Origin of the sequence: Paraburkholderia sejongensis, assembly GCF_020880815.1 — a bacterium.
GTDB lineage: Bacteria > Pseudomonadota > Gammaproteobacteria > Burkholderiales > Burkholderiaceae > Paraburkholderia > Paraburkholderia sejongensis.
This window is the reverse complement of the sequence record NZ_JAJITD010000001.1, coordinates 810,958-834,611: the sequence shown is the minus strand read 5'-3', so window position 1 is coordinate 834,611 and position 23,654 is coordinate 810,958. Positions and strand designations below refer to the sequence as shown.

The window sequence follows — 23,654 nt, the reverse complement described above, 5'->3', positions numbered from 1 at the left end:
GCTAATCACGCGCGATGCGATGCGCGTGGACCGTTGCCGGCGGCGCGACGCGAGCGACCCGCGCGCGGTCCGCCGGCTTCTGAGACGATCGTACCGGCGCCAAAAAAGCACCACTATATGAATGGTCTGAACCCCGGTATCGCAGCGGCGCGAGTTGTCAGCGCGATTTTGGTCACCGAAGGTGACGGCTATGCGGCGCGGCCGATGCGAACCCGATGCGAACCCGATCCGAACCCGATGCGGTTCGCGAGCAGTCCGGACGCGGCGCAGCCGCTGCGAGGCGACGCGAGTGCTTGCGTGACCTCGCGGCAACCCCCGAAGACGGCGCAACCACGCTGGGTAACCGGGCCTACGGCGTTCACGCGAACGCGGCGGCACGGTGCGCGTGCCGCCGCATCGCGTTCGAACGGCTTGGCATGCACGCAATCAGGCGGAGAACACGGATGACGATGAACCCAGCACCCCGGCAAGCCGGCAAAACGATGCTCGTCAAGCACGCGGACGTGCTCGTGACGATGGACGGCGAGCGCCGCGAACTGCGCGACGCGGGCCTTTATATCGAGGACAACCGCATCGTCGCGGTCGGGCCGACCGACACGTTGCCGGCGAGCGCCGACGAAGTGCTCGACCTGCGCGGCCATCTGGTGATTCCGGGCCTCGTCAACACGCATCACCATATGTACCAGAGCCTGACGCGCGCGATTCCCGCCGCGCAGAACGCCGAATTGTTCGGTTGGCTAACGAATCTGTACAAGGTCTGGGCGCACCTGACGCCGGAGATGATCGAAGTGTCGACGCTGACCGCGATGGCCGAACTGCTGCTGTCCGGCTGCACGACATCGAGCGACCATCTGTATATCTATCCGAATGGCAGCCGTCTCGACGACAGCATCGCCGCCGCGCGCCGCATCGGTATGCGTTTTCATGCGGCGCGCGGCAGCATGAGCGTCGGCCAGAAACAGGGCGGTTTGCCGCCCGATTCGGTGGTCGAGCGCGAGGCGGACATCCTGGCCGACACCCAGCGGCTGATCGAGACGTATCACGACGACGGGCGTTACGCGATGCTGCGCGTGGTGGTCGCGCCATGCTCGCCGTTTTCGGTGAGCCGCGATCTGATGCGCGAATCGGCGCTGCTCGCGCGCGAGTATGGGGTGTCGCTGCATACGCACCTGGCGGAGAACCTGAACGACGTCGCGTACAGCCGCGAGAAGTTCGGCATGACGCCGGCCGAGTACGCGCACGATCTCGGCTGGGTCGGTCGCGACGTATGGCACGCGCACTGCGTGCAACTCGACGAAGCGGGCATCGAACTGTTCGCGCGCACCGGCACCGGCGTCGCGCATTGTCCGTGTTCGAACATGCGGCTCGCATCGGGGATCGCGCCGGTGCGGCGAATGCGCGTGGCGGGTGTGCCGGTCGGGCTCGGCGTCGACGGTTCGGCGTCGAACGACGGCGCGCAGATGGTCGCCGAAGTGCGCCAGGCGCTGCTGCTGCAACGGGTCGGTTTCGGGCCCGATGCGATGACCGCGCGCGAGGCGCTGGAAATCGCGACGCTCGGCGGCGCGCGGGTGCTCAATCGCGACGACATCGGCGCGCTCGCACCCGGCATGGCGGCCGATTTCGTCGCGTTCGATCTGCGTCAGCCGCTGTTTGCCGGCGCGTTGCACGATCCGGTGGCCGCGCTGGTGTTCTGCGCGCCATCGCAGGTGAGCGTGAGCGTGATCGACGGCAAGGTGGTCGTGAAGGATGGGCAACTGGCGACGCTGGAACTCGGACCGGTGATCGAGCGGCACAACCGCCTCGCGCGCGAGCTGTATCAGGCGGCGGCTTAGGCGGGAACGGGTCCCGCGCTTTCGCTCAAGGCTTGTCGATCAGCGTCTTGGTCGCCTCCGCCACCAGCGAGCGCAGCCAGCGCACTTCGTCCGAGTAATGCACGCGTTCGTGCCACAACTGGTAGTACTGCATCGGCGGAAAATCGAGCGGCGCCGGCACCACGGTCAGCGGCAGAAACTTCGCGTAGTAGTCGGCGAACAGGCGCGTGGTCGTGAAGATCAGATCCGATTTGATCAGCACGTACGGCGCCAGATTGAAGTACGGCAGCGTGACGACCACATGGCGCTTCAGGCGCTCGCGCGCGAGGTGCACGTCGATCGCGCCGCGCTGGCCGACCGAGTACGGCGTCGGCGCGAGATGCGGCGCGTTCAGATACTGGTCGAGCGTGAGGTTGCCGCGCTTGGCGAACGGATGCGTATTGCTCATCAGGCAGACGATCTGATCGACGAACAGGTTCGACAGATGCAACTGCTCGGGCGGCTCCGGCCAGTTGCCGACGACGATATCGAGCTTGCCGTCTTCGAGCGCGAGTTCGTAGTCGAACGCGGGACCGAGCGAATGGAATTCGAGCGTCGCGTTCGGCGCGGCCTGGCGAAAGCGCTCGACGACCGTCGGCACGAACAGCACGTTCAGATAGTCGGGACAACCGATCCGGTAGCAGCGGATCGACGTGGCCGGATCGAAGTTGTGCTGCTGGAACTTGATGCGCTCGATTTCGCGCAGCGCGTTCTGCACCGGTTCGAGCAGGCGCAGGCCGTACTCGGTCGGCACCATGCCGGACTTGCCGCGCACCAGCAGCGGGTCGCCGGTGATGTCGCGCAGACGGCGCAGCGCCGCGCTGATCGCGGGTTGGGATTGATTCAGTTTGACGGCGGCGCGCGTGACGCTGCGCTCCATCAATAGCGTGTGCAACACGCGCAGCAGGTACGTGTCGATCGCCTCGCGTTGCTGGCTCATGGGTTCTCCGAAATATATGGGCTGGCTGATCGAGTGGGCGTGGGGTTATATGGCTTTTAATATGGACGAAAATCCGCGTCAAGGCAGAGATACCCGCAGCGCTTGCTGTGACGCGGGTTTGCGCGAATTTTGTCGGCTCGACTGAGCGGATTGAATTGGGTATCGTCATCCGGTTGTGGTGACGGATCGGCGCGCCGCACGCAGCAGCGTTGCGCGATGCATGGCGGTAACCACGGTCGGTATTCAGGCAGCATGCAGGTGACAATCACGCGCCAGGCGGCGTCATGAAAGCATTACGGAATCCTATGAGCGACTTTCCTTCCGGCGACGGCGCCCGGACCCGCGGCGACGCGCTACCGCGGCTCGCGCTGACCGGCATCACGAAGCAATACCCCGCCGTGCGCGCCAACGACGACGTCACGCTGAGCGTCGCGCCCGGCGAGATTCATGCGGTGCTCGGCGAGAACGGCGCCGGCAAGAGCACGCTGATGAAGATCATCTACGGCGCGGTGCGGCCCGACGCGGGCGAGATCCGTTGGGAAGGCGAGACGGTCGAGATCGCCAATCCCGCGGCCGCGCGCAAGCTCGGCATCGGCATGGTGTTTCAGCACTTCTCATTGTTCGAGACGCTGACGGTCGGCGAGAACATCGCGCTCGCGCTCGACGAACCGTTTGATCTGAAAACGCTGTCCAAACGCATCCGCGAGGTGTCGGCCGACTACGGTCTCGACATCGACCCGCAGCGCCACGTGCATAGCCTGACGGTCGGCGAGCGGCAACGGGTCGAAATCGTGCGCTGCCTGCTGCAGAATCCGCGCCTTTTGATCATGGACGAACCGACTTCGGTGCTGACGCCGCAGGCGGTGCGCAAGCTGTTCATGACGCTGCGCCGGCTCGCGGCCGAAGGCTGCAGCATCCTCTATATCAGCCACAAGCTCGACGAGATTCAGGAACTGTGCGACAGCGCGACGGTGATGCGGGGCGGCCGCGTGACCGGTCGCGTGCAGCCGAAGCAGGAGACGCACGCGTCGCTCGCGCAGTTGATGGTCGGTCATTCGCTGCCCGATTACACGCGCCGCGAGCATAAGCCGGGCGCGCTGCTGCTCGACGTGAAGCAGTTGTCGGTGGCGAGCGACGATCCGTTCGGCACCTCGCTGCGCGACGTGTCGTTCAGCGTGCATGCCGGGGAAATCTTCGGCATTGCCGGCGTGTCGGGCAACGGTCAGGCCGAATTGCTGGCCGCGCTGTCGGGCGAGAAGCGCGCGGACCGAAGCAGCGTGCGCGCCGATGCGATCGCGATTTGCGGCAAGCCCGCCGCGCGCCTGAGCGCGGGCGGCCGGCGCGCGCTCGGTTTCGGCTTCGTGCCGGAAGAGAGGCTTGGCCGTGGCGCGGTGCCGGCGATGAGTCTGGCCGACAACGCGCTGCTGACCGCGCACCGGCAGAGCATGGTCAAGTCCGGCTGGATCAGGGCCGGCGCGATGCGCGCGTTCGCGAAGCGCTGCATCGATGCGTTCGACGTGCGCTGCGGCGGCCCCGACGCACTCGCGCAAAGTCTGTCGGGCGGCAATCTGCAGAAATACATCATGGGCCGCGAGATCTTGCAGGCGCCGAAGGTGCTGGTGGTCGCGCAGCCCACGTGGGGCGTCGATGTCGGCGCGGCCGCGTTCATCCGGCAGCAACTGCTCGATCTGTCGGCGCGCGGCGTCGCGATTCTGGTGATCTCGGAGGAGCTCGAAGAGCTGTTCGATATCTGCGACCGGATCGCGGTGCTGGCCGGCGGCCGGCTCTCGCCGGTGCGCGCGACCGGCGCGACCAACGCGGAGGAAATCGGCCGCTGGATGTCGGGGCTGTTCGGCGATCGCGAGGGCGCGGCGCCGGCGGCCGATCAGCCCGCGCATGCATGAAGCGGGAATACGAAACGGTTCGAGCACCGGGCAGGCATTGCCCGCGACCCTAACGCGTCCCTGAGCCGCAACCCCATAACCAGAACGACTCCACTCCACCATGATGCTTCCTTACCGACTCGAAGCCCGCACGTCGCCGTCCCGCGCGATGCAGCTCGCGGTGCCGCTGATCGCCGCGCTGCTGACGCTCGCGATCGGCTTCCTGATCTTCGGCCTCGTCGGCCGCGATCCGTTGCAGGCGATGCACGCGTTCTTCATCGAACCGCTGTCCAGCGTCAACGGCTGGTCCGAGCTGCTGCTCAAAGCGTCGCCGCTGTGTCTGATCGGCCTCGGGCTGGCGATCGGCTATCGCGCGAATGTATGGAACATCGGCGCCGAAGGGCAGATGCTGCTCGGCGGGATCGCCGCGAGCGGTGTCGCGATCTACTTCGATCAGGCGAGCGGCTGGTGGATCCTGCCGACGATGATGCTCGCCGGCGTCGCCGGCGGGATGGCGTGGGCCGCGATCCCCGCGTTCCTGAGGAGCCGTTTCAACACCAACGAGATTCTCGTCAGCCTGATGCTGACCTACGTCGCGACCCAACTGCTGATCTATCTGGTCAGCGGGCCGTGGCGCGATCCGCAGGGGATGAATTTTCCGCTCTCCGAAATGTTCAGCGGCGACGCGCTGTTTCCGACGCTGTACGGCGACTGGCACTGGAAATGGCTGCGCGGCACGCGCCTGAACGCATCGATCTTCCTGACGCTGATCGCGATTCCGCTGGTCTGGCTCTTCATGCGCAAGAGCTTCGCCGGCTACCGGATGAACGTCGGCGGACTTGCGCCGCTTGCCGCGCGCTATGCGGGTTTCTCCGACAAGAAGACCATCTGGACCTCGCTGCTGATCAGCGGCGGCCTCGCGGGTCTGGCCGGCATGGGCGAGATCGCCGGACCGATCGGCCAGTTGCAGGCGACGTGGTCGCCCGGTTACGGTTTCACCGCGATCATCGTCGTGTTCGTCGGCCGGCTGCATCCGCTCGGCATCGTGCTCGCGAGTCTGCTGATGGCGCTGCTGTATCTCGGCGGCGAAGCGGTGCAGACCTCGATGCAGTTGCCGCAGGCGCTATCCGGCGTGTTCCAGGGCTTGCTGCTGTTCTGCCTGCTCGGCGCCGACCTGTTCGTGAACTACCGCGTACGGCGCCGGGCGACGGCCGCCGCTCATTGATCCGCCCGTTAATCCACGTATCGATTTGCTTATGGATATTCAACAAGCCAGTGCGCTCACGTCGAGCGCGATCACCGCGTCGATTCCGCTGATGTTCGCGGGCGCGGGGGAACTCGTCGCCGAGAAGTCGGGCGTGCTCAATCTCGGCGTCGAAGGGATGATGCTGATGGGCGCGGTCAGCGGCTACGCGGTCACCGCGATCACCGGCAACCCGTGGCTCGGCGTGCTCGCCGCGGTCGGCGCCGGGCTCGCGATGTCGCTATTGTTCGGCTTCCTCACGCTCACGATGCTCGCCAACCAGGTCGCCACCGGGTTGTCGCTGACGATCTTCGGCATCGGACTGTCCGCGTATGTCGGCAAGCCGTACACGTCGGCCGCCGCGCGCGCGACGATCGACACGTGGACCATCCCGGGGCTGTCGAAAATCCCGGTGCTCGGCCCCGCGCTGTTTACGCTGACGCCGCTCGATTACCTCGCATTCCTGATGTTCGCGGCGATCGGCTGGTTCCTGTATCGCACGCGCGCCGGGCTGGTGCTGCGCTCGATCGGCGAGTCGCCGCAAGTTGCGCATTCGGTCGGCTTTCCGGTGGTCGGCGTGCGCTATGGCGCGGTCGCGTTCGGCGGCGCGATGGCGGGGCTCGCGGGCGGCTATTACTCGATCGTCAATCTGCACCTGTGGCAGGAGAATCTGACTTCGGGGCGCGGCTGGATCGCGCTCGCGCTGGTCGTGTTCGCGACGTGGCGGCCCGGGCGTCTGTTGATCGGCTCGCTGCTGTTCGGCGCGGTGACCGGGCTGCAGTTCTACGCGCAGGCGATCGGCGTGCCGGTGCCGACGCAGTTCCTCGCGATGCTGCCGTACGTCGCGACGATCGTCGTGCTCGCGCTGATTTCGCGCAATCCGAACACGATCCGCCTGAATGCGCCGGCCTCGCTCGGCAAACCGTTTTTCCTCGCGGGCTGAGCGCCGCGCAGGATTAGATCCGCTCACGATGATTCGCTAAATACGACAGGGGAACAACATGAAGAGAAGAAATCTGCTGACCGCCTTCGCGTGGGGCGCGGCTTCGCTCGCATTGAGCGCGCCGCTCGCGCAGTCCGCGCAGGCCGCCGACGTGCCCGGCGTCGCGTTCGTCTACCTCGGCAATCCGGGCGACGCGGGCTGGACCTTCGCGCACGACCAGGGGTCGAGGGAGGCCGAAGCGAAGTTCGGCAACAAGATCAAGATCACCCGCGTCGAGAACGTGCCCGAATCGGCCGACTCCGAGCGGGTGTTCCGCGATCTCGCCAACAAGGGCAACAAGATCATCTTCGGCACCAGCTTCGGCTTTCAGGACTTCCAGCTGAAGGTCGCGAAGGACTTTCCGGACACTGTGTTCCTGCACGCGACCGGCTACAAGAAGGCGCCGAACTTCGGCACCTACGACGTGCGCATGTACCAGGGCGCGTATCTGGCCGGCGTCGCGGCCGGTTACGTGACGAAGAGCAACACGCTCGGCTTCGTCGCGTCGGTGCCGATTCCGGAAGTGGTGCGCAACATCAACGCGTTCACGCTCGGCGCGCGCTCGGTCAATCCGAAGGTGCATACGAAGGTCATCTGGATCAACAGCTGGTTCGATCCGGGCAAGGAGAAGCAGGCGGCCGAAACGCTGATCGGCCAGGGCGCCGACGTACTGCTGCAGAACACCGATTCGACCGCGACGCTCGCGACCGCGTCGGACAAGCACGTGTACGCGTTCGGTTGGGACTCCGATATGAAGAAGTTCGGACCGGGCGCGCATCTGGGCTCGGTGGTCGCGCATTGGGGCGTGTATTACACCGCGGTGATCCAGCAGGTGCTCGACGGCAAGTGGAAGAACGATCCGGTGTGGTGGGGCATTCCGCAAAAGGCGGTCGATCTCGAAGATCTGAACAATTCGGCGATTCCGGCCGACGGGCAGAAACAGGTCGCCGCCGCGCGCGGCGATCTGGCGAGCGGCAAGCGCGACGTATTCACCGGGCCGATCAAGGATCAGTCGGGCACGGTCAAGGTGCCGGCCGGCAAGACGCTGACCGATCCGGAGTTGCAGCGGCTGAACTGGTATGTCGAGGGTGTCGACGGATCGCTGCCGAAGTAAGCTGGACGTAATGCGGGCTGGCGGCGGTGCCGCTCAAACCTGCGGGGTAATGAAAAAGCTGCGTTCAACCCGGGTTGAACGCAGCTTTTTTTACGGCCGCCGCGCCCGCATCGCAGGGCGGCGGCATCTCGGTGGGACGCTACCAACGCCGCGTCAGTCGATCCGCAGGCCGACCTTCAGCGTCACCTGCCAGTAGGCGACCTTGCCGTCTTCGATCTGGCCGCGCGTTTCCGTGACTTCAAACCAGTGTAGATTGCGCAGCGTAGTCGATGCCTTCGCGATTGCGGTGCTGATGGCGTCGTCGATCGATCTGGTCGACGAGCCGGTCAGTTCGATCTTCTTGTAAACGTGGTCTGACATGGATGTCCTCCTGGGTTGACGCCGCTGGTCGGAAAAAACGCGCTTCGGAACGAACCCTGCTGGAAAAAGTATAGGCAACGGTTCGCGGGATTCGCGGCGGATTGGGGTGGATTCGCGGCGGATTCGGGGTGGAACGTGCTGTCCGAACGGGCAGCCGCACGTCGCATGCCCGGTCTCGCGCGACAGCGCGCCGTTATCATGTCCGCGCGAGAAATTCGCCATTCAATCTGATAGCCGACGAGGTTCGAACGTGGAAATAGGTTTTTGCGGCCCCGGTCTGATGGGCGCGCCGATGATCCGGCATCTGCTGCGCGCGGGGCATACCGTGCATGTCTGGAACCGTACGCGGGCCAAGGCCGAGGCGTTGCAGGCCGACGGCGCGAAGCTCGTCCAGACGCCGCGCGAGCTGGCCGCGTGCTGCGATGCGGTGCTGTTGTGCGTCGCCGACGCGGCCGCTGTCGAGCAGACCGTGTTCGGCGCGGCGGGGCTGCTCGACGGCGATCCGCCAGCGCCGCGCCGGCTGCGCTGGATCGTCGATCATTCGAGTATTCCGCCAGCGGCCACGCGTGAGTTGGCGCGGCGCGCCGCGCAGTATGGCGCGCGCGATGATGCACAGCGCGCGGCGGCGGCGGGCGGGGGATCCGGCGCGAATGCCGGCACGCCGATTGGCTGGATCGACGCGCCGGTTTCCGGCGGCGTCGGCGGCGCAAGCGCCGGCACGCTCGCGATCATGGCCGGCGGCGCGGCCAGCGACGTTGCCGCGGTACGCCCGTTGCTGGCCGCGTACTCATCGCGCGTCACGCACATGGGCGAGGTCGGCGCCGGGCAAACCGCGAAGCTGTGCAATCAGGCGATCGTCACGGCGACCGTCGCGGCGATCGCCGAGGCGGTCAGTCTCGCGCAGCGCAGCGGCATCGACGCGGCGAAACTGACCGAAGCGCTCGCCGGCGGCTGGGCCGATTCGGTGCTGCTGCAGACCTTCGTGCCGCGCATGACGCAAAGCGGCCAACCGCCGATCGGCGCGTTGCGCACGTTCCAGAAGGACGTCGATACGGTGGCCGCGACCGCGTACGAGACCGGCACGCCGATGCCGGTGTCCTCGACGGTGCAGCAATTGCTGCGGCTGGCCGCGGCGATGGGGCTGGCCGGAGCGGATTTCTCGGCGTTCGTCGACGTGTTGCAAACGCCGCGCGGCGGGCCGGGCGGCGCGTGAGAACAACCCGCGCAAACCGGGCCGCCACGATCATCGCCGGCTGATTTCTCAAAATCTGCTAAAATATTCGGTTTTTCGCCGATATCACATTCAAAGGGACGCGCCGTGCTGTCTACCGCCAATATCACCATGCAATTCGGGCCGAAGCCCCTCTTCGAGAACATTTCGGTCAAATTCGGGGAAGGGAACCGCTATGGCCTGATCGGTGCGAACGGCTGCGGTAAATCCACTTTCATGAAGATTCTCGGTTCGGACCTGGAGCCGAGCTCGGGCAACGTGATGCTCGAGCCGAACGTGCGCCTGGGCAAGCTGCGCCAGGACCAGTTCGCGTACGAAGACGTGCGCGTGCTCGACGTCGTGATGATGGGCCACACCGAGATGTGGGCCGCGATGAGCGAGCGCGACGCGATCTACGCGAACCCCGACGCGACCGACGACGACTACATGCACGCGGCCGAACTCGAAGCGAAGTTCGCCGAGTACGACGGCTACACCGCCGAAGCGCGCGCGGGCGAACTGCTGCTCGGCATCGGCATCTCGATCGATCTGCACAACGGCCCGATGAGCAACGTCGCGCCGGGCTGGAAGCTGCGCGTGCTGCTCGCGCAGGCGCTGTTCTCGAAGCCGGACGTGCTGCTGCTCGACGAACCGACCAACAACCTGGACATCAACTCGATCCGTTGGCTGGAAGATATTCTGAACCAGTACAACTCGACGATGATCATCATCTCGCACGACCGGCACTTCCTGAATCAGGTGTGCACGCACATGGCCGACATGGATTACGGCACGCTGAAGGTCTATCCGGGCAACTACGACGACTACATGCTCGCCAGCACGCAGGCGCGCGAGCGTCAGCAGGCCGCCAACGCGAAGGCGAAGGAACGTGTCGCCGACCTGCAGGACTTCGTGCGCCGCTTCTCGGCGAACAAGTCGAAGGCCCGTCAGGCGACCAGCCGTCTGAAGATGATCGACAAGATCAAGATCGAGGAATTCAAGCCGTCGTCGCGGCAGAACCCGTTCATCCGCTTCGAGTTCGAGAAGAAGCTGCACAACATCGCGGTGGTCGCGGACAGCATTTCGAAGAAATACGAGCGCACGATTTTCAACAACTTCAGCATCAGCGTGCAGCCGGGTGAGCGCATCGCGATCATCGGCGAGAACGGCGCGGGCAAGACCACGCTGCTGCGCTCGCTGCTCGGCGCGCTGCAACTCGATCACGGCACCGTGAAGTGGGCGGAGAACGCGAACATCGGCTACATGCCGCAGGACACCTACGAAGAGTTTCCGAACGACGTCACGCTGATGGACTGGATCGACCAGTACCGCAAGGAAGGCGACGACGAGCAGATGGTGCGCGGCACGCTCGGCCGTCTGCTGTTCAACGCGGACGACATCCGCAAGTCGGTGAAGGTGCTGTCGGGCGGCGAGAAGGGCCGCATGATCTGGGGCAAGCTGATGCTCGGCCGCCACAACGTGCTGATGATGGACGAGCCGACCAACCACATGGACATGGAGTCGATCGAATCGCTGCAGATCGCGCTCGACAAGTTCGAAGGCACGCTGATCTTCGTGTCGCACGACCGTGAGTTCGTCAGCGGCCTCGCGAACCGGATCATCGAAGTGAAGACCGACGGCACGCTGACCGACTTCGGCGGCAACTACGAGGATTTCCTGACGAGTCAGGGTGTCGAGTAAATAAAACGATTCGTGCGGCGAGCCGTTCGCCGCACGCGAATCGCCGCAAAGCCCGCTTCGCAGAAGTGGGCTTTTTTCTTCACGCCGGTAATCTCCGCGGGGTTTGTCTGCCCGCTTGCGCGAATCGCTGTTCGGTTGTCCGTAGTTCGTCTTCCGACGCTGCTCGTGTTGCGATACCCGCATGGCCATTGTTCAGCCACGCTGGCCACTCTTTTCAGAGAACACCGCTTTTTCCGGACCGAATCCCACCTTACAGTTGGGCATTCAATCTGTCACCCGTCCCATCATGCAAATCGATACCGCTACGCCTCCAATCTCCGTCGATGGAACTTCGACTTCCACGACCTCGGCCGCGCAATGGCTATCGGTCATTGCCGTGGCCGTCAGCGCATTCGCGTTCGTAACGGCCGAGTTTTTGCCGGTCGGCCTGTTGCCGCAAATCGCCCATGACCTGGGCGTGTCGACCGGTGTCGCCGGTCTGATGGTCACCACGCCCGGCGTGCTGGCCGCGATCTCGGCGCCGACGCTGATCGTCAGCGCCGGCCGCATGGATCGACGCTACGTGTTTCTGCTGCTCACCGCGATGCTGCTGATCGCGAACCTCGTCTGCGCGGCGGCGCCGAATCTGGCAGTGATGCTGGCGGGCCGCGCGTTGCTCGGCGCCGCGTTGGGCGGTTTCTGGACGCTCGCGACCGCGGCGGCGCCGCGTCTCGTGCAGTCGAAGGATGCGGCTCGCGCGACCGCTACCATCCTGACCGGCGTGACGCTCGCAACCGTGGTCGGCGTGCCGCTCGGCACGTTCATCGCATCGTTCGCGTCGTGGCGGTTCGCGTTCGCGGCCACCGCGGGGCTGGTCGCGCTCGCGCTGCTCGCGCAGCTATTGCTCGTGCCGTCGTTGCCGTCGGCATCGGCGTTGCGTCTGGCCGACTTCAAGGCTCTGCTGGGCAGGTCGCATACGCGGCTCAGCATGCTGATGGTCGCACTCGTGTTCGGCGCGCATTTCTCGACCTACACGTACATCGCGCCGCTGCTCGAACACGACTTCGCGATGAGCACGATCACGCTGCTGCTGTTCGGCTTCGGTCTGATCGGCTTCTTCTCGAATGCGTTGACGTCGATGGTGATATCGGACCACCTGAAAAAATCGGTCGCGGCAATGATCCTGTTGCTGCTGGGCGCGATGTCGTCGATGTTGCTGCTCGAGCATTCGCCGATCGGCGAAACCGCCGGGATGCTGTTGTGGGGCATCGCGTTCGGTGCGCTGCCGCTGTGCTTCAGCGTGTGGATTCAGCGCGGCACGACCGACCTGCCCGAAGCGGGTTCGGCGATGTTCGTCAGCGTGATTCAGGTGGCGATCGCGGCGGGCTCGGCGGTGGGCGGCACGATCGTCGACCGCGCGGGCGTGCATGCCGATTTCACGCTGGGGCTCGGGCTCGCGCTGCTCGGTCTCGCCACGCTGCAACGGCTCGCCGCGGCGGAACGCGCGAGCAAGGCGCCCGCGCTCCAGTGCGCGTGCGATCCATCGGTTGATTGACGCAGCCGGAAGGTGAGCGCTGCGGCGAATCACCGGGTTTGAAAATGCGGGAAGCGTGGCGCGTTTGCCATCGCCTTCACTTCACCTTGGCCTTCGCAAATAGCGATAAAAAATGCCGGGCGCAGTTCAACTGCCCCGGCATTTTTTCATGGTCCGCACCGCGGGCCAACCGTGCGATGCACGGCTCGCGACAAGCGCGGCCTCACACCTTATCGTTCTGAAACCGCATCGCGGTCCCTTCCTGCTCGATACGCGTCCAGATCGCGCGTTTTTCCTCGTCGCTCAGAAACACCCAGTTGGACACTTCCGACGCGGTGCGGCCGCAGCCTTTGCAGACCTCGTCGAAGAGCGTGGAACATACGCCGATGCATGGGCTGTCGGGAAGATCGTGAAGATTCGAAGTCATCGGAAACCTTGAGGCGCAGAAGCGAAGTGCCGCTATGTTAACCGATACGCGCGATTCGCCGTCGGCCGCGACCTTTCACGGTGGTTCACTGTGACGCGCCCGCCGCCAGTTGCCACAACAACGCGCCGTTGAGCACGATGATGAACGCCGCCGACAACCACGCCGACGCGAGCGGCACGCCGTGCACGCGCCAGCCGCGCATCAGCGCCGGATCGGACGCATAGCGGATCAGCGGCACCACCGCGAGCGGCAGTTGCAGGCTCAGCACCACCTGGCTTGCGACCAGCAGTTGATTCGAACCGTGCGGGCCGAACAGCGCGACCGCCAGCAACGCCGGCCCGATCGCGAGCGCCCGCGTGAGCAGCGCGCGCTTCCAGCGCGGCAGCCGCAATTGCAGAAAGCCTTCCATCACGGCCTGGCCGGCCAGCGTGCCGGTCACGGTCGCGCTCAGCCCGCACGCGAGCAGCGCCGCCGCGAACAGGATGCCGGCCCAGTGACTGCCGACCAGCGGCGCGATCAGCCGATGCGCATCGGCCAGATCGGTCACGTCGCGATGGCCGCTCGTGTAAAACACCGCGGCCGAGACGATCAGCAGCGCCGCGTTGATCACGAACGCAAACGCGAGCGAACCGAACGTATCGAGATTGATCACGTGCAGCGCGACCTTGATCTGCGCGTCGCTGCCGTCCGGCGCGTGATGTTTGACGAGCGCCGAATGCAGATAGAGGTTGTGCGGCATCACCGTCGCGCCGACGATGCCCGCGGCGAGCCACACCATCCCCGCGTTGCGCAGCAACTCGACGCTCGGCGCGGTGCCGGCCAGCGCCGCGCGCCAGTCGGGCCGCGCGAGCGCGAGCTGGACCACGAAGCACAAACCGACGAAGCCGATCAGCGTGGCGATCACCGCCTCGAGCTTGCGGCCTCGCTGCTGGAGCGCGAGCAGCGCGAACGTGCAGACCGCCGACATCAGCACGCCGACCGTCAGCGACACGCCGAGCAGCAATTGCAGCGCGACCGCGCTGCCGACCACCTCGGCGACGTCGCAGGCGATGATCGCGACCTCGCTGGTCAGCCACAGGAACAGCGTGCCGCCGCGGCCGGTGCGTTCGCGGCACAGCTGCGCGAGATCGCGTCCCGTCACCACGCCCAGCCGCGACGACAGCCATTGCAGCAGCATCGCCATCAGGCTCGACAGCGCGACGATGCCGAGCAGGCGGTAGCCGAAGCCCGCGCCGGCGCCCAGCGCGGTCGCCCAGTTGCCGGGATCGATATAGCCGACCGCGATCAGCGCGCCGGCGCCGAGAAACGAAAACCAGTGCGCCGGGCGCGCCGGATCCCCGGGCACACGCCGGCGGCGGTTCGAGCGCAACCCGAAAGGATTGGTGTTCATCGATACCCGAGCCCGGAAAACGCATTCTGCTGCAAGCCACATGCCCGTTGCCGGTTGGCCGTTGCCGGTTCACCGGTTCAGTCGCCGCAAGCGCCGTGCGATCAGCAACGATCAGCAACCATTGTGCGCCGCCGGCCGCGATCCGGCGCGCGTTTCCCGACGCGCGCACCACCGGCACGCACCACCGGCACCCGCGCTGGGCATCAGGAAATCATCATAGGTGCATTGCGGCGCGCGCGACGCCGCGCCAACCCGGCAACCACCCGACAACCGTTTGACAACAACCCGCCAAATCGCCTGCAATCCACGCTCAGCATGGCTGCCGCGGCTTGCCGCGCGCGTATTTTCCGGTGGACACACGCCGATAACCCGTTAAAATTGCGGCCATTTTGCAGTGGTACGGCCTGTGCCTGTACCGTTTGCGCGACAGCTCCGGGTTTCTTTTTGGAGCGGGCAATATTTGGTGGTAGTTTTCGGGGTTTTCAGGGGGCTGCGCGCGAGGCCGCGGCTTGAGCGACGACAGGGGTTCGGAGATCAGGATGAACAAACGGATTGCAGGGCAGGTAGCGGCGCTGGTTTTGTGCGCGGCGCCGTGGCTGACGGCCGCTGCGAAGGATACGCAGCTCAACGTGTACAACTGGTCCGATTACATCGCGAAGGACACGATCCCGAACTTCACGAAGCAGACCGGGATCCAGGTCAAATACGACAACTACGACAGCGACGACACGCTGCAGGCCAAGCTGCTGACCGGCAACTCGGGCTACGACATCGTCGTGCCGACCAGCAACTACGCGGGCAAGCAGATTGCCGCCGGCATTTTCGATCCGCTCGACAAATCGAAGCTGCCGAACCTGAAGTATCTCGATCCGGCGCTGATGGCGCTGGTGGCCGGCGCCGATCCGGGCAACAAGTACGTGGTGCCCTGGGCGTACGGCACCACGGGTCTCGGCTACAACGTCAACAAAGTGCAGCAGATTCTGGGCAAGGACACCGCGCTCAATAACTGGGACATCCTGTTCAAGCCGGAAAACATCTCGAAGCTGAAGGCCTGCGGCGTGTCGGTGCTCGACGCGCCGGACCAGATGTTCGCGGCGACGCTGCACTACATGGGCAAGGACCCGATGAGCACGAACCCGGCCGACTACCGCGCCGCGCTCGAAGTGCTGAAGAAAATCCGGCCGTACATCACGCAGTTCAACTCGTCGGGCTATATCAACGACCTCGTCGGCGGCGACGTCTGCTTTGCGTTCGGCTGGTCGGGCGACGTCGTGATCGCCAAGCATCGCGCGGCCGAAGCGAAGAAGCCGTACAAGATCGAGTACTACATTCCGCAGGGCGGCGCGCCGGTATGGTTCGACGTGATGGCGATTCCGAAGGACGCGAAGCACAAGGAAGCCGCGCACGCGTGGATCAACTACATCGAGACGCCGCAGGTGCATGCGGCGATCACCAACTCGGTGTACTACCCGAGCGTGAACACCGAAGCGCGCAAGTACGTCGACAAGGACGTCGCCAACGATCCGGCTGTGTACCCGTCGCCGGAAACCATCAAGACGCTGTTCCTGCTCAAGCCGCTGCCGCCTGAAATCCAGCGCCTGCAAACGCGCCTGTGGACCGAACTGAAGTCCGGCCGCTAAGCGGCAGCAAGTCGGGATCAGCATCATCAAGAAGCCCTCGGTGTTCACCGGGGGCTTTGTTCGTCAAACGCCGGAGTGAAGCAGCATTATGATCAGTAGTGACCAGCCGGGCGCGCTGGCAGGCAACGCCGCGCCGTCCCCGGGCCCGAACGCCGCCGTCGGCGACGCCGCGGACCAGTTCATCCAGATCGTCGACGTCGTCAAGAAGTTCGGCGAAACCGTCGCGGTCAGAGGGGTCAACCTGTCGGTCAAAAAGGGCGAACTGTTCGCGCTGCTCGGCAGTTCGGGCTGCGGCAAGTCGACCTTGCTGCGGATGATGGCCGGCCTCGAAACCGTCACCTCCGGGCGCATCCTGATCGACGGCGAGGACCTCGCGCAACTGCCGCCGTATCGCCGGCCGGTCAACATGATGTTCCAGTCGTACGCGCTGTTTCCGCACATGACGGTCGAGGCGAACGTCGCGTTCGGTCTGAAGCAGGAAGGCGTGCCGAAGGCCGAACTGAAAGAGCGCGTGGCCGGCGCGCTCGAACTCGTGCAGATGGGCCGCTTCGCCAAACGCAAGCCGCATCAGCTGTCGGGCGGCCAGCAGCAGCGCGTCGCGCTGGCGCGCTCGCTGGTCAAGCGGCCGAAACTGCTGCTGCTCGACGAGCCGATGTCCGCGCTCGACAAGCAGATTCGCCAGCGCACCCAGATCGAACTCGTCAATATTCTCGACAGCGTCGGCGTGACCTGCATGATGGTCACGCACGACCAGGAAGAAGCGATGACGATGGCCAGCCGGCTCGCGGTGATGAGCGAAGGGCAGATCGTCCAGCTCGGCACCCCGCACGAAGTCTACGAATATCCGAACAGCCGCTTCTCGGCGGAGTTCATCGGCTCGACCAATCTGTTCGACGGCCGCACGGTCGAGGACGAACCCGATCACGTGTTCATCGAGACGCCCGACCTGCCTTGCCGGTTGCACGTGAACCACGGCATCACCGGGCCGCTCGGCATGCCGGTGACGATCTCGGTGCGCCCCGAGCGCATCGCGCTGACCCGTAAGCCGCCCGAGGGCGCGTACAACTGGGGCAAGGGCGTGGTCACGAATATCGCATACATGGGCGGCTATTCGCTGTATCACGTGAAGCTCGACGGCGGCAAGACCGTGATCGCCAACGTGACGAGCCTCGCGCTCAGCGAAATCGAAACGCCCACCTGGGGCGACGAAGTGTACGTGCGCTGGAGCGCGTCGGCCGGCGTGGTGCTGACGGCATGAAAGGCGCACTGACCTCGTTTTTCGCGTGGCCGGTGCGGCGTCTGAAGCTGACCGGCCGCACCGCGGTGGTGGCGGGGCCGTTCATCTGGCTGCTGCTGTTTTTCCTCGTGCCGTTCCTGCTGGTCGTGAAGATCAGCTTCGCCGACTCGCAACTCGGAATTCCGCCGTACACGCGACTGGTGGAGTTCAGCGAAGGCGCGCTGCGCATCACGCTCGACCTGTCGCATTACGCGTTCCTGCTGACCGACAGCCTGTACTTCGCGACCTATGTGAACTCGGTGGTGGTCGCGGCCATCTCGACGCTGCTGTGTCTGCTGATCGGCTATCCGATGGCGTATTACATCGCGCGTTCGAACCCGGCCCACCGCAATCTGCTGATGATGGCGGTGATGCTGCCGTTCTGGACGTCGTTCCTGATCCGCGTGTACGCATGGATCGGCATCCTGAAGAACAACGGGCTGCTGAACAACTTCCTGATGTCGATCGGCCTGATCCATACGCCGATCGAGCTGTATCACACCAACACCGCGGTCTATATCGGCATGGTCTATTCGTACCTGCCGTTCCTCGTGATGCCGCTGTACGCGCATCTGGTGAAGATGGATCTGACCTTGCTCGAAGCCGCTTACGATCTCGGCGCGAAACCGTGGAAAGCGTTCTGGCAGATCACGCTGCCGCTGTCGAAAAACGGCATCATCGCGGGCTGCCTGCTGGTGTTCATTCCGGCGGTCGGCGAGTACGTGATCCCGGAGCTGCTCGGCGGCGCGAATACGCTGATGATCGGCCGCGTGATGTGGAATGAGTTCTTCAACAACGCCGACTGGCCGATGGCGTCCGCGGTGACCTGCGCGATGGTGTTGCTGCTGCTGGTGCCGATGGCGCTGTTCCAGCGCGCGCAGGCGAAGGCGCTGGAGGAGGGCCGTCGATGAAACCGAATCGCATGTTGCAGCTGATCGCGCTCGGCATCGGCTTTCTGTTCCTGTATATCCCGATCGTCAGCCTGATCGTTTATTCGTTCAACGAATCGCAGCTGGTCACCGTGTGGACGCGTTTCTCGACGCGCTGGTACGTGGCGCTGCTGCACGACGACGAGCTGATCGCGTCAGCGTGGCTGTCGTTGCGGATCGCGCTGCTGACCGCGTTCGCGTCGGTGATCATCGGCACGTGGGCCGGTTTCGTGCTCGCGCGGATGGGCCGCTTTCGCGGCTTCACGCTGTACACCGGGATGATCAACGCGCCGCTGGTGATCCCCGAAGTGATTCAGGGCATCTCGCTGCTGCTGCTGTTCGTCGAAATGGCGCGCCTGATCGGCTGGCCGGCCGAACGCGGGATCTTCACGATCTGGGCCGGCCACGTGATGCTGTGCATTTCGTACGTCGCGATCATCGTGCAGTCGCGGGTGCGCGAACTGAATCCGTCGCTCGAAGAAGCCGCGCTCGATCTCGGCGCGACGCCACTGCGGGTGTTCTTCTCGGTCACGCTGCCGCTGATTTCGCAGGCGCTGGTGTCGGGCTGGCTGCTGTCGTTCACGCTGTCGATCGACGACCTCGTGCTGTCGGCGTTCCTGTCCGGGCCCGGTTCGACGACGCTGCCGCTGGTGGTGTTCTCGCGCGTGCGTCTCGGCCTGAACCCGGAGATGAACGCGCTGGCGACGCTATTTATCGCGGTCGTCACGGTCGGCGTGGTCGCGACTAACTTCTTCATGCAGCGCGCCGAGCGCAAACGCTCGGTGATGGCGGTCTGATCCGAACGCGCGGGGCGTCGTGCGCGTGAGTGCGCGGCGCCCGCTCATCGCGGCGCCGCTGGCGAACCCGCCTGGCGCTCACACCTCGCTCACACCTTGTAGGCAATCCTCACCGCGCCCCAATGCCGGCCGCCGACGAACACCGGCGCCGACGCATCCTTCATCATCACGAACTGGCCGCCGCCCATGTCGCGTCGATAGGTCTGCAGCAGAAACGTCTTCGTATGCGAGGCGGCCGCGATCCCGGTGCGATCGTCGAACATACGGCGGTTGCGGCAGTTCGCCGAATTCCACACCGCGTCGTCGCGTTGCGGCAACGAGAACTTCAGGTTGTGGGTCGGCAGATAGCCGCGCACGTCGACCGCGGCGCAAAACACCACGCGCGGATCGAGTTCGAGCAACGGTTCCTGCAGTGCCGGCAGTACGCGGTCGGTGAATGCGGTGAAACGGGTCGTGAACTGCTGCGGATTGCTGCCCGGCACCGGCACGTAGCGCGAGTCGAACAGCTCGTCGAGCGTGATGTCGCCACGCGCGACCGCCGCCTCGAACAGCTTGCCGACCGCGGCGGCGGTCTGTTGCACCGCGCCGATGAAACGCGTGTCGGCGGTCTCCACCCCGGTGGCCGCGGTCAGCTCGATCAGCGTCTCCGACACGCCGAGCAGATGGCCGAGCCGGTTTTTCGCCTGCACGAAATTCTCGCTCGAATCCTCGACGCCGCTCGCCATTTCCAGCACCTGAGCTTCGAGCCCATCGCATTGCGTTTCGATCTCGCCGGTCAGCGACGCGATCTGGTTGGCCTCGGTGTTCAGTTGCGCGATCGCGTCGCCGGTCGCGTGCACGACGTCGCCGATCTTGCGGGTGCCTTCGCGCACCCGGTGCGCCCGCGCGGTGTTCACTGAACCTTCGTTGATCAGCTGTTCGGTCTGCTGGGTCAGCTGCGCGAGCGTGGTTTCGATCTGGCCGGTCGCCTGCGCGGTTTTCGCCGACAGGTTCTTGACCTCGGCGGCCACCACCGCGAAACTGCGGCCCGACTCGCCGGCGCGCGCCGCTTCGATCGCGGCGTTCAGCGCGAGCAGATGCGTTTGCCGCGCGATCAGCGAGATTTCCTCCGACACGCGGCTCACGTGCGCGAGCGCGCTGCGCAGCGCGCCGATCTGGCTCTCGATCACGGTCACCCCTTCGACGAGCCCGTGAATGTCGGCGAGCGACGCTTCCAGCGTGCTCTGCGATTGCTGCACGCCGGTTGCCGCTTCGGCCGAGACGCTGCGCATTTCGCGCGCGGCCGCGGCGATCCGGTGATTGCCGGCGAGCGTTTGCGCGGCCGATTCGCGCAGCGCACGGCATACTTGCGCCTGGCGCTCGACGCGCGCGGCGACTTCGTCGACGTGTCCCGACACGTCGCAGATTTCGATGCCCAGTTTGCCGGCCTGTGCGGCAATATCGCCGACGACCGTGCGCGAACGGTCCGCGCGGCGAAAACTGAAGCGCGTCATGAAGGTCTCCTGATTGGCGATCCATTGCGGATGCGGCGATTTATAAAGTGGGGCTTCCGATGCGTTTACGGCGAACTTACGCACGACTTGATCGGGGATATCCCGCAGTCGCTATGATGAACAGAGAGGCCGCGTCGCGGGGCCATCACTATTTCCGACCTGACGATGTTCGTAATGATCGAGTCCCTTCTGCGCGTGCTGGACTGGGAGCCGCTGTTTCGCTTGTGGGAACTGATCGTGATGATCTGCAAGTTTCTGTGGGAGTTGCTGCTTCTGCTGGGCGGCAGCCGCGGCTAGCGGCGGCGCGCCGCTGGCGGCCCGGCGGCGGGCCGGCGGCTCAGGCGCGCGGCGCGTCCAGAAACGCGCGCAGATCGTTCAGCACGCGCTCGGGCGCTTCCTCCATCGGAATATGGCCGAGCCCCGCATACATGACCGATTGCGCGCGCGGAATGCGGCTCGCAAATTGCGCCGCGTGCGCGGTCGGAATCCAGCGGTCTTTCGCACCCCATAGCACCAGCGTGGGCACCTCGAGGGTGCGCAGCGCATCGGTGTCCACTTCGCGAAAGTCCAGCGTCGGCACCATCTTGCCGATCGCCTCGCGCGTGCCTTCTGCCTGAAAGAACTCGATGTAGCGGCGCAGCGCCAGCGCGTCGATCCTGCGCGGATCGCCGTACACGTTGCGCACCGCGCTCCTGACGATCGTCTCGGGCAGCCAGTGCGTCGAACTCGCGCGCACCAGCGCGCTGTTGAACAGGTTGATATAGACCGGCAGCTTCATCGGGAATCCTGCCGAATCGATCAGCACCAGCCGCTCGACCGCGCCGCGATGGCGCAGCGCGTAGTCCCACGAAATCAACCCGCCGAGCGAATTGCCGAGCAGCGTCGCGCGTTCGATGCCGAGCGCCTGCATGAAGGTATCGATAAAGCGGCGGTAGGCCGGCAGATTCATCGTTTCGATCGCGCCGCTCGCCGAGCGCAGCGGCCCGGTGACGCCGAACGGCGGCAGATCGAGGCGGATCACCCGGTGCGAGCGCGTCAGTTCGTCGGCGACGCGATTCCACGTATGCAGCGACGACGCGAAACCGTGCAGCATCACGAGCGTGTCGCCGTGGCCTTCATCGATGTAGTGCACGTCGGCGCCCATGATCGACACGAACTGGGAGCCCGGTTGCGTATAGCGGCGGCGCAGGTCCGCGCGCGCGACGCTGGTGATGCCCAGCCGCGCGGCCAGCGAGCGGCGCGGCAACGGCGCGCTGGCGGCGTCAGGTTCGGGATTGAGTGCGCAGTCGCGCGAGCCCGCATCGATACGTGTCATCTGGTTTGTCTCCGTGGTTGTGCCAGTCTGGTCGTGCGAAATCGCGCGGCGCTTCGGCGGCGCCGCGTTCACAAGCTACGTCATCCTGATCAACGCGCGAAGCGATAGTCGCGCGGCTTCACGCGCCGGGTGCGCCGGCGGAAACTGAACGTGAAGCCGGGCCAGAGCGCGGTGACCTTGCCGCTGTGGGTCTGGTACCAGCTATGGCAACCGCTGGTCCACACCGAGTGCCGCATCCGCTGCTGCAGGCGTGCGTTGAATTCGCGCTGCACATCGGCGCGCAGCGTCATTGTGCGGGCGCGCTGCTTGCGCAGCACGCGCAGACAATCGACGATGTACTGCAGTTGCGACTCGATCATGTAGATCACCGAGTTGTGGCCGAGGGCGGTATTCGGGCCGGCGAGCATGAAGAAATTCGGGAAGTTCGCGATGCTGACGCCGAGATACGCTTCGGGACCGTCGCGCAGCCACAGCTCGCTCAGATCGGCGCCGTCGAGGCCGGTTACTTCGAACGGCGCGCGCACGTCGTTGACCTGGAAACCGGTGCCGCAGATGATCGCGTCCGCCGGGCGATGCACGCCGTCTTCGGTGACGATGCCGTCGGCGACGATCTCGCGAATCGCGCTCGTCACGACCTCGACGTTCGGCTGGCTGACGGCCGGGTAGTAGTCGCTGGAGAGCAGCACGCGCTTGCAGCCGAGCCGGTAATTGGGCGTGAGCTTCGCGCGCAGCGCCGGGTCTTTCACGCGCCGGTCCAGATAGCTGAGGCCGAATTTCATCGACATCTCCATCAGCTTCGGATTGACGATGAAGCCGGGCGCGTGCGATTCGTGCCGCCAGTAGAGCGCGCTGCGCACGAGGCGCTGGGTGAACGGCAGCGCGCGAAACAGGCGCTGCGCGCGCTCGCCGATCGGCTTGTCGCGCTTGGGCATCACCCACGGCGCGGTGCGCTGGAACAGGTCCAGGTGCGCGACGCGCGGCTGGATTTGCGGCACGAACTGGATCGAACTCGCACCGGTGCCGATCACCGCGACGCGTTTGCCGTCGAGCGGATACGCATGGTCCCAGCGCGCCGAATGAAACAGCTTGCCCGCGAAGCGCTCGATCCCTTCGATGCGCGGCAGCGCGGGGCGCGATAGCTGACCGCTGGCGGCGATCAGCACGTCGGCTTCGATGGTCTCGGGCGTTTCGTCGGGGCTCTTCGTTTCGAGTTCGACGAGCCAGCTTTGCCGCGCGTCGTCGAAGCGCGCGGCGCGCACTTTCGCGTTATAGCGCACGTAGCGCTCGATGCCGTATTTGCGCGCGCAATGGCGCAGATACGCGAGAATTTCCGCCTGGCCGCTGAACGCGCGCGACCACGCGGGGTTCGCTTCGAACGAGAACGAATACAGATGCGAAGGGATATCGCAGGCCGCGCCCGGATAGGTGTTGTCGCGCCAGGTGCCGCCGATGTCATCCGCGGCCTCGTAGATCGTAAACGACGTGATGCCGATGCGCAGCAGCCGGATCGCCATGCCGAGACCGGCAAAGCCGCTGCCGACGATCGCGATTCGCGGCGTGGCGGATGAGGCGGAAAGGGCAGGCGTCACAA

General features: G+C 65.3%; 20 protein-coding genes. 13 read left to right on the top strand and 7 right to left on the bottom strand.

Annotated features, from left to right (window positions below):
• Positions 1–443: 443 nt before the first annotated feature.
• Positions 444–1,832 carry an 8-oxoguanine deaminase gene (locus LJ656_RS03505; protein WP_230507871.1) on the top strand — a complete coding sequence of 463 codons (1,389 nt, stop codon included), beginning with the start codon at positions 444–446 and terminating at the stop codon, positions 1,830–1,832.
• 25 nt (positions 1,833–1,857) lie between these two features.
• Here LJ656_RS03505 and LJ656_RS03500 read toward each other — a convergent pair whose 3' ends face one another.
• Entirely contained in the window at positions 1,858–2,790 is a 933-nt protein-coding gene (locus tag LJ656_RS03500; RefSeq protein ID WP_230507870.1) for a LysR substrate-binding domain-containing protein, read from the bottom strand.
• A gap of 305 nt (positions 2,791–3,095) precedes the next feature.
• Between LJ656_RS03500 and LJ656_RS03495 the strand changes: the two genes are divergently transcribed.
• The 4 genes from LJ656_RS03495 (at position 3,096) to LJ656_RS03480 (ending at position 8,012) form a co-directional block, all read left to right on the top strand.
• Entirely contained in the window at positions 3,096–4,694 is a 1,599-nt protein-coding gene (locus LJ656_RS03495) for an ABC transporter ATP-binding protein (RefSeq protein ID WP_230507869.1), read from the top strand.
• Positions 4,695–4,794: 100 nt separating this feature from the next.
• Entirely contained in the window at positions 4,795–5,898 is a 1,104-nt protein-coding gene (locus LJ656_RS03490; protein ID WP_230507868.1) for an ABC transporter permease, read from the top strand.
• 31 nt (positions 5,899–5,929) lie between these two features.
• Positions 5,930–6,859, top strand: a complete 930-nt coding sequence (locus LJ656_RS03485) for an ABC transporter permease (protein WP_230507867.1) — start codon at positions 5,930–5,932, stop codon at positions 6,857–6,859.
• 58 nt (positions 6,860–6,917) lie between these two features.
• On the top strand, positions 6,918–8,012 hold the full coding sequence (locus LJ656_RS03480) for a BMP family ABC transporter substrate-binding protein (protein WP_230507866.1): 1,095 nt from the start codon (positions 6,918–6,920) through the stop codon (positions 8,010–8,012).
• Positions 8,013–8,165: 153 nt separating this feature from the next.
• Here the strand turns inward: LJ656_RS03480 and LJ656_RS03475 are convergent, their stop codons facing one another.
• Positions 8,166–8,372: a dodecin gene (locus LJ656_RS03475; RefSeq protein ID WP_230507865.1), complete on the bottom strand. Its 207-nt coding sequence runs from the start codon at positions 8,370–8,372 to the stop codon at positions 8,166–8,168.
• Positions 8,373–8,622: 250 nt separating this feature from the next.
• Here LJ656_RS03475 and LJ656_RS03470 point away from each other — a divergent pair, with 250 nt between their 5' ends.
• From LJ656_RS03470 to LJ656_RS03460, 3 genes are all read left to right on the top strand, one after another.
• A complete protein-coding gene (locus tag LJ656_RS03470; protein WP_230507864.1) occupies positions 8,623–9,585 on the top strand; it encodes an NAD(P)-dependent oxidoreductase in 963 nt (320 codons plus the stop codon).
• A gap of 105 nt (positions 9,586–9,690) precedes the next feature.
• Positions 9,691–11,283: an ABC-F family ATPase gene (locus tag LJ656_RS03465; RefSeq protein ID WP_329958793.1), complete on the top strand. Its 1,593-nt coding sequence runs from the start codon at positions 9,691–9,693 to the stop codon at positions 11,281–11,283.
• Between the two features lie 286 nt (positions 11,284–11,569).
• Positions 11,570–12,817 carry an MFS transporter gene (locus LJ656_RS03460; protein WP_230507863.1) on the top strand — a complete coding sequence of 416 codons (1,248 nt, stop codon included), beginning with the start codon at positions 11,570–11,572 and terminating at the stop codon, positions 12,815–12,817.
• Positions 12,818–13,019: 202 nt separating this feature from the next.
• Here the strand turns inward: LJ656_RS03460 and LJ656_RS03455 are convergent, their stop codons facing one another.
• Together LJ656_RS03455 and LJ656_RS03450 are read right to left on the bottom strand one after the other, a co-directional pair.
• Positions 13,020–13,223, bottom strand: coding sequence for a DUF1289 domain-containing protein (locus LJ656_RS03455; RefSeq protein ID WP_230507862.1), 204 nt, complete (start codon positions 13,221–13,223; stop codon positions 13,020–13,022).
• An 85-nt stretch (positions 13,224–13,308) separates the two neighbouring features.
• Positions 13,309–14,613: an Nramp family divalent metal transporter gene (locus LJ656_RS03450; RefSeq protein ID WP_230507861.1), complete on the bottom strand. Its 1,305-nt coding sequence runs from the start codon at positions 14,611–14,613 to the stop codon at positions 13,309–13,311.
• A gap of 539 nt (positions 14,614–15,152) precedes the next feature.
• On the opposite strand from LJ656_RS03450, the gene LJ656_RS03445 reads away from it, so the two are divergent.
• The 4 genes from LJ656_RS03445 (at position 15,153) to LJ656_RS03430 (ending at position 19,255) form a co-directional block, all read left to right on the top strand.
• Positions 15,153–16,253: a polyamine ABC transporter substrate-binding protein gene (locus LJ656_RS03445; RefSeq protein ID WP_230507860.1), complete on the top strand. Its 1,101-nt coding sequence runs from the start codon at positions 15,153–15,155 to the stop codon at positions 16,251–16,253.
• Positions 16,254–16,341: 88 nt separating this feature from the next.
• On the top strand, positions 16,342–17,511 hold the full coding sequence (locus LJ656_RS03440; RefSeq protein ID WP_230507859.1) for an ABC transporter ATP-binding protein: 1,170 nt from the start codon (positions 16,342–16,344) through the stop codon (positions 17,509–17,511).
• Positions 17,508–18,440 (top strand): ABC transporter permease subunit, encoded by a 933-nt coding sequence (locus LJ656_RS03435; protein WP_230507858.1) that lies wholly within the window; start codon positions 17,508–17,510, stop codon positions 18,438–18,440. The genes LJ656_RS03440 and LJ656_RS03435 overlap by 4 nt, the downstream gene beginning before the upstream one ends.
• The gene (locus LJ656_RS03430) at positions 18,437–19,255 is read left to right on the top strand and encodes an ABC transporter permease subunit (protein WP_230507857.1); all 819 of its coding nucleotides are present in this window, start codon (positions 18,437–18,439) and stop codon (positions 19,253–19,255) included. The genes LJ656_RS03435 and LJ656_RS03430 overlap by 4 nt, the downstream gene beginning before the upstream one ends.
• 89 nt (positions 19,256–19,344) lie before the next feature.
• On the opposite strand, the gene LJ656_RS03425 is transcribed toward LJ656_RS03430, so the two are convergent.
• Entirely contained in the window at positions 19,345–20,748 is a 1,404-nt protein-coding gene (locus LJ656_RS03425) for a methyl-accepting chemotaxis protein (protein WP_230507856.1), read from the bottom strand.
• Positions 20,749–20,922: 174 nt separating this feature from the next.
• On the opposite strand from LJ656_RS03425, the gene LJ656_RS34855 reads away from it, so the two are divergent.
• Entirely contained in the window at positions 20,923–21,045 is a 123-nt protein-coding gene (locus LJ656_RS34855) for a hypothetical protein (RefSeq protein ID WP_268998468.1), read from the top strand.
• Between the two features lie 40 nt (positions 21,046–21,085).
• Here LJ656_RS34855 and LJ656_RS03420 read toward each other — a convergent pair whose 3' ends face one another.
• Together LJ656_RS03420 and LJ656_RS03415 are read right to left on the bottom strand one after the other, a co-directional pair.
• Positions 21,086–22,063, bottom strand: coding sequence for an alpha/beta fold hydrolase (locus tag LJ656_RS03420; RefSeq protein ID WP_230507855.1), 978 nt, complete (start codon positions 22,061–22,063; stop codon positions 21,086–21,088).
• A gap of 89 nt (positions 22,064–22,152) precedes the next feature.
• Positions 22,153–23,652 (bottom strand): flavin-containing monooxygenase, encoded by a 1,500-nt coding sequence (locus LJ656_RS03415; RefSeq protein WP_230507854.1) that lies wholly within the window; start codon positions 23,650–23,652, stop codon positions 22,153–22,155.
• Positions 23,653–23,654 lie beyond the last annotated feature (2 nt).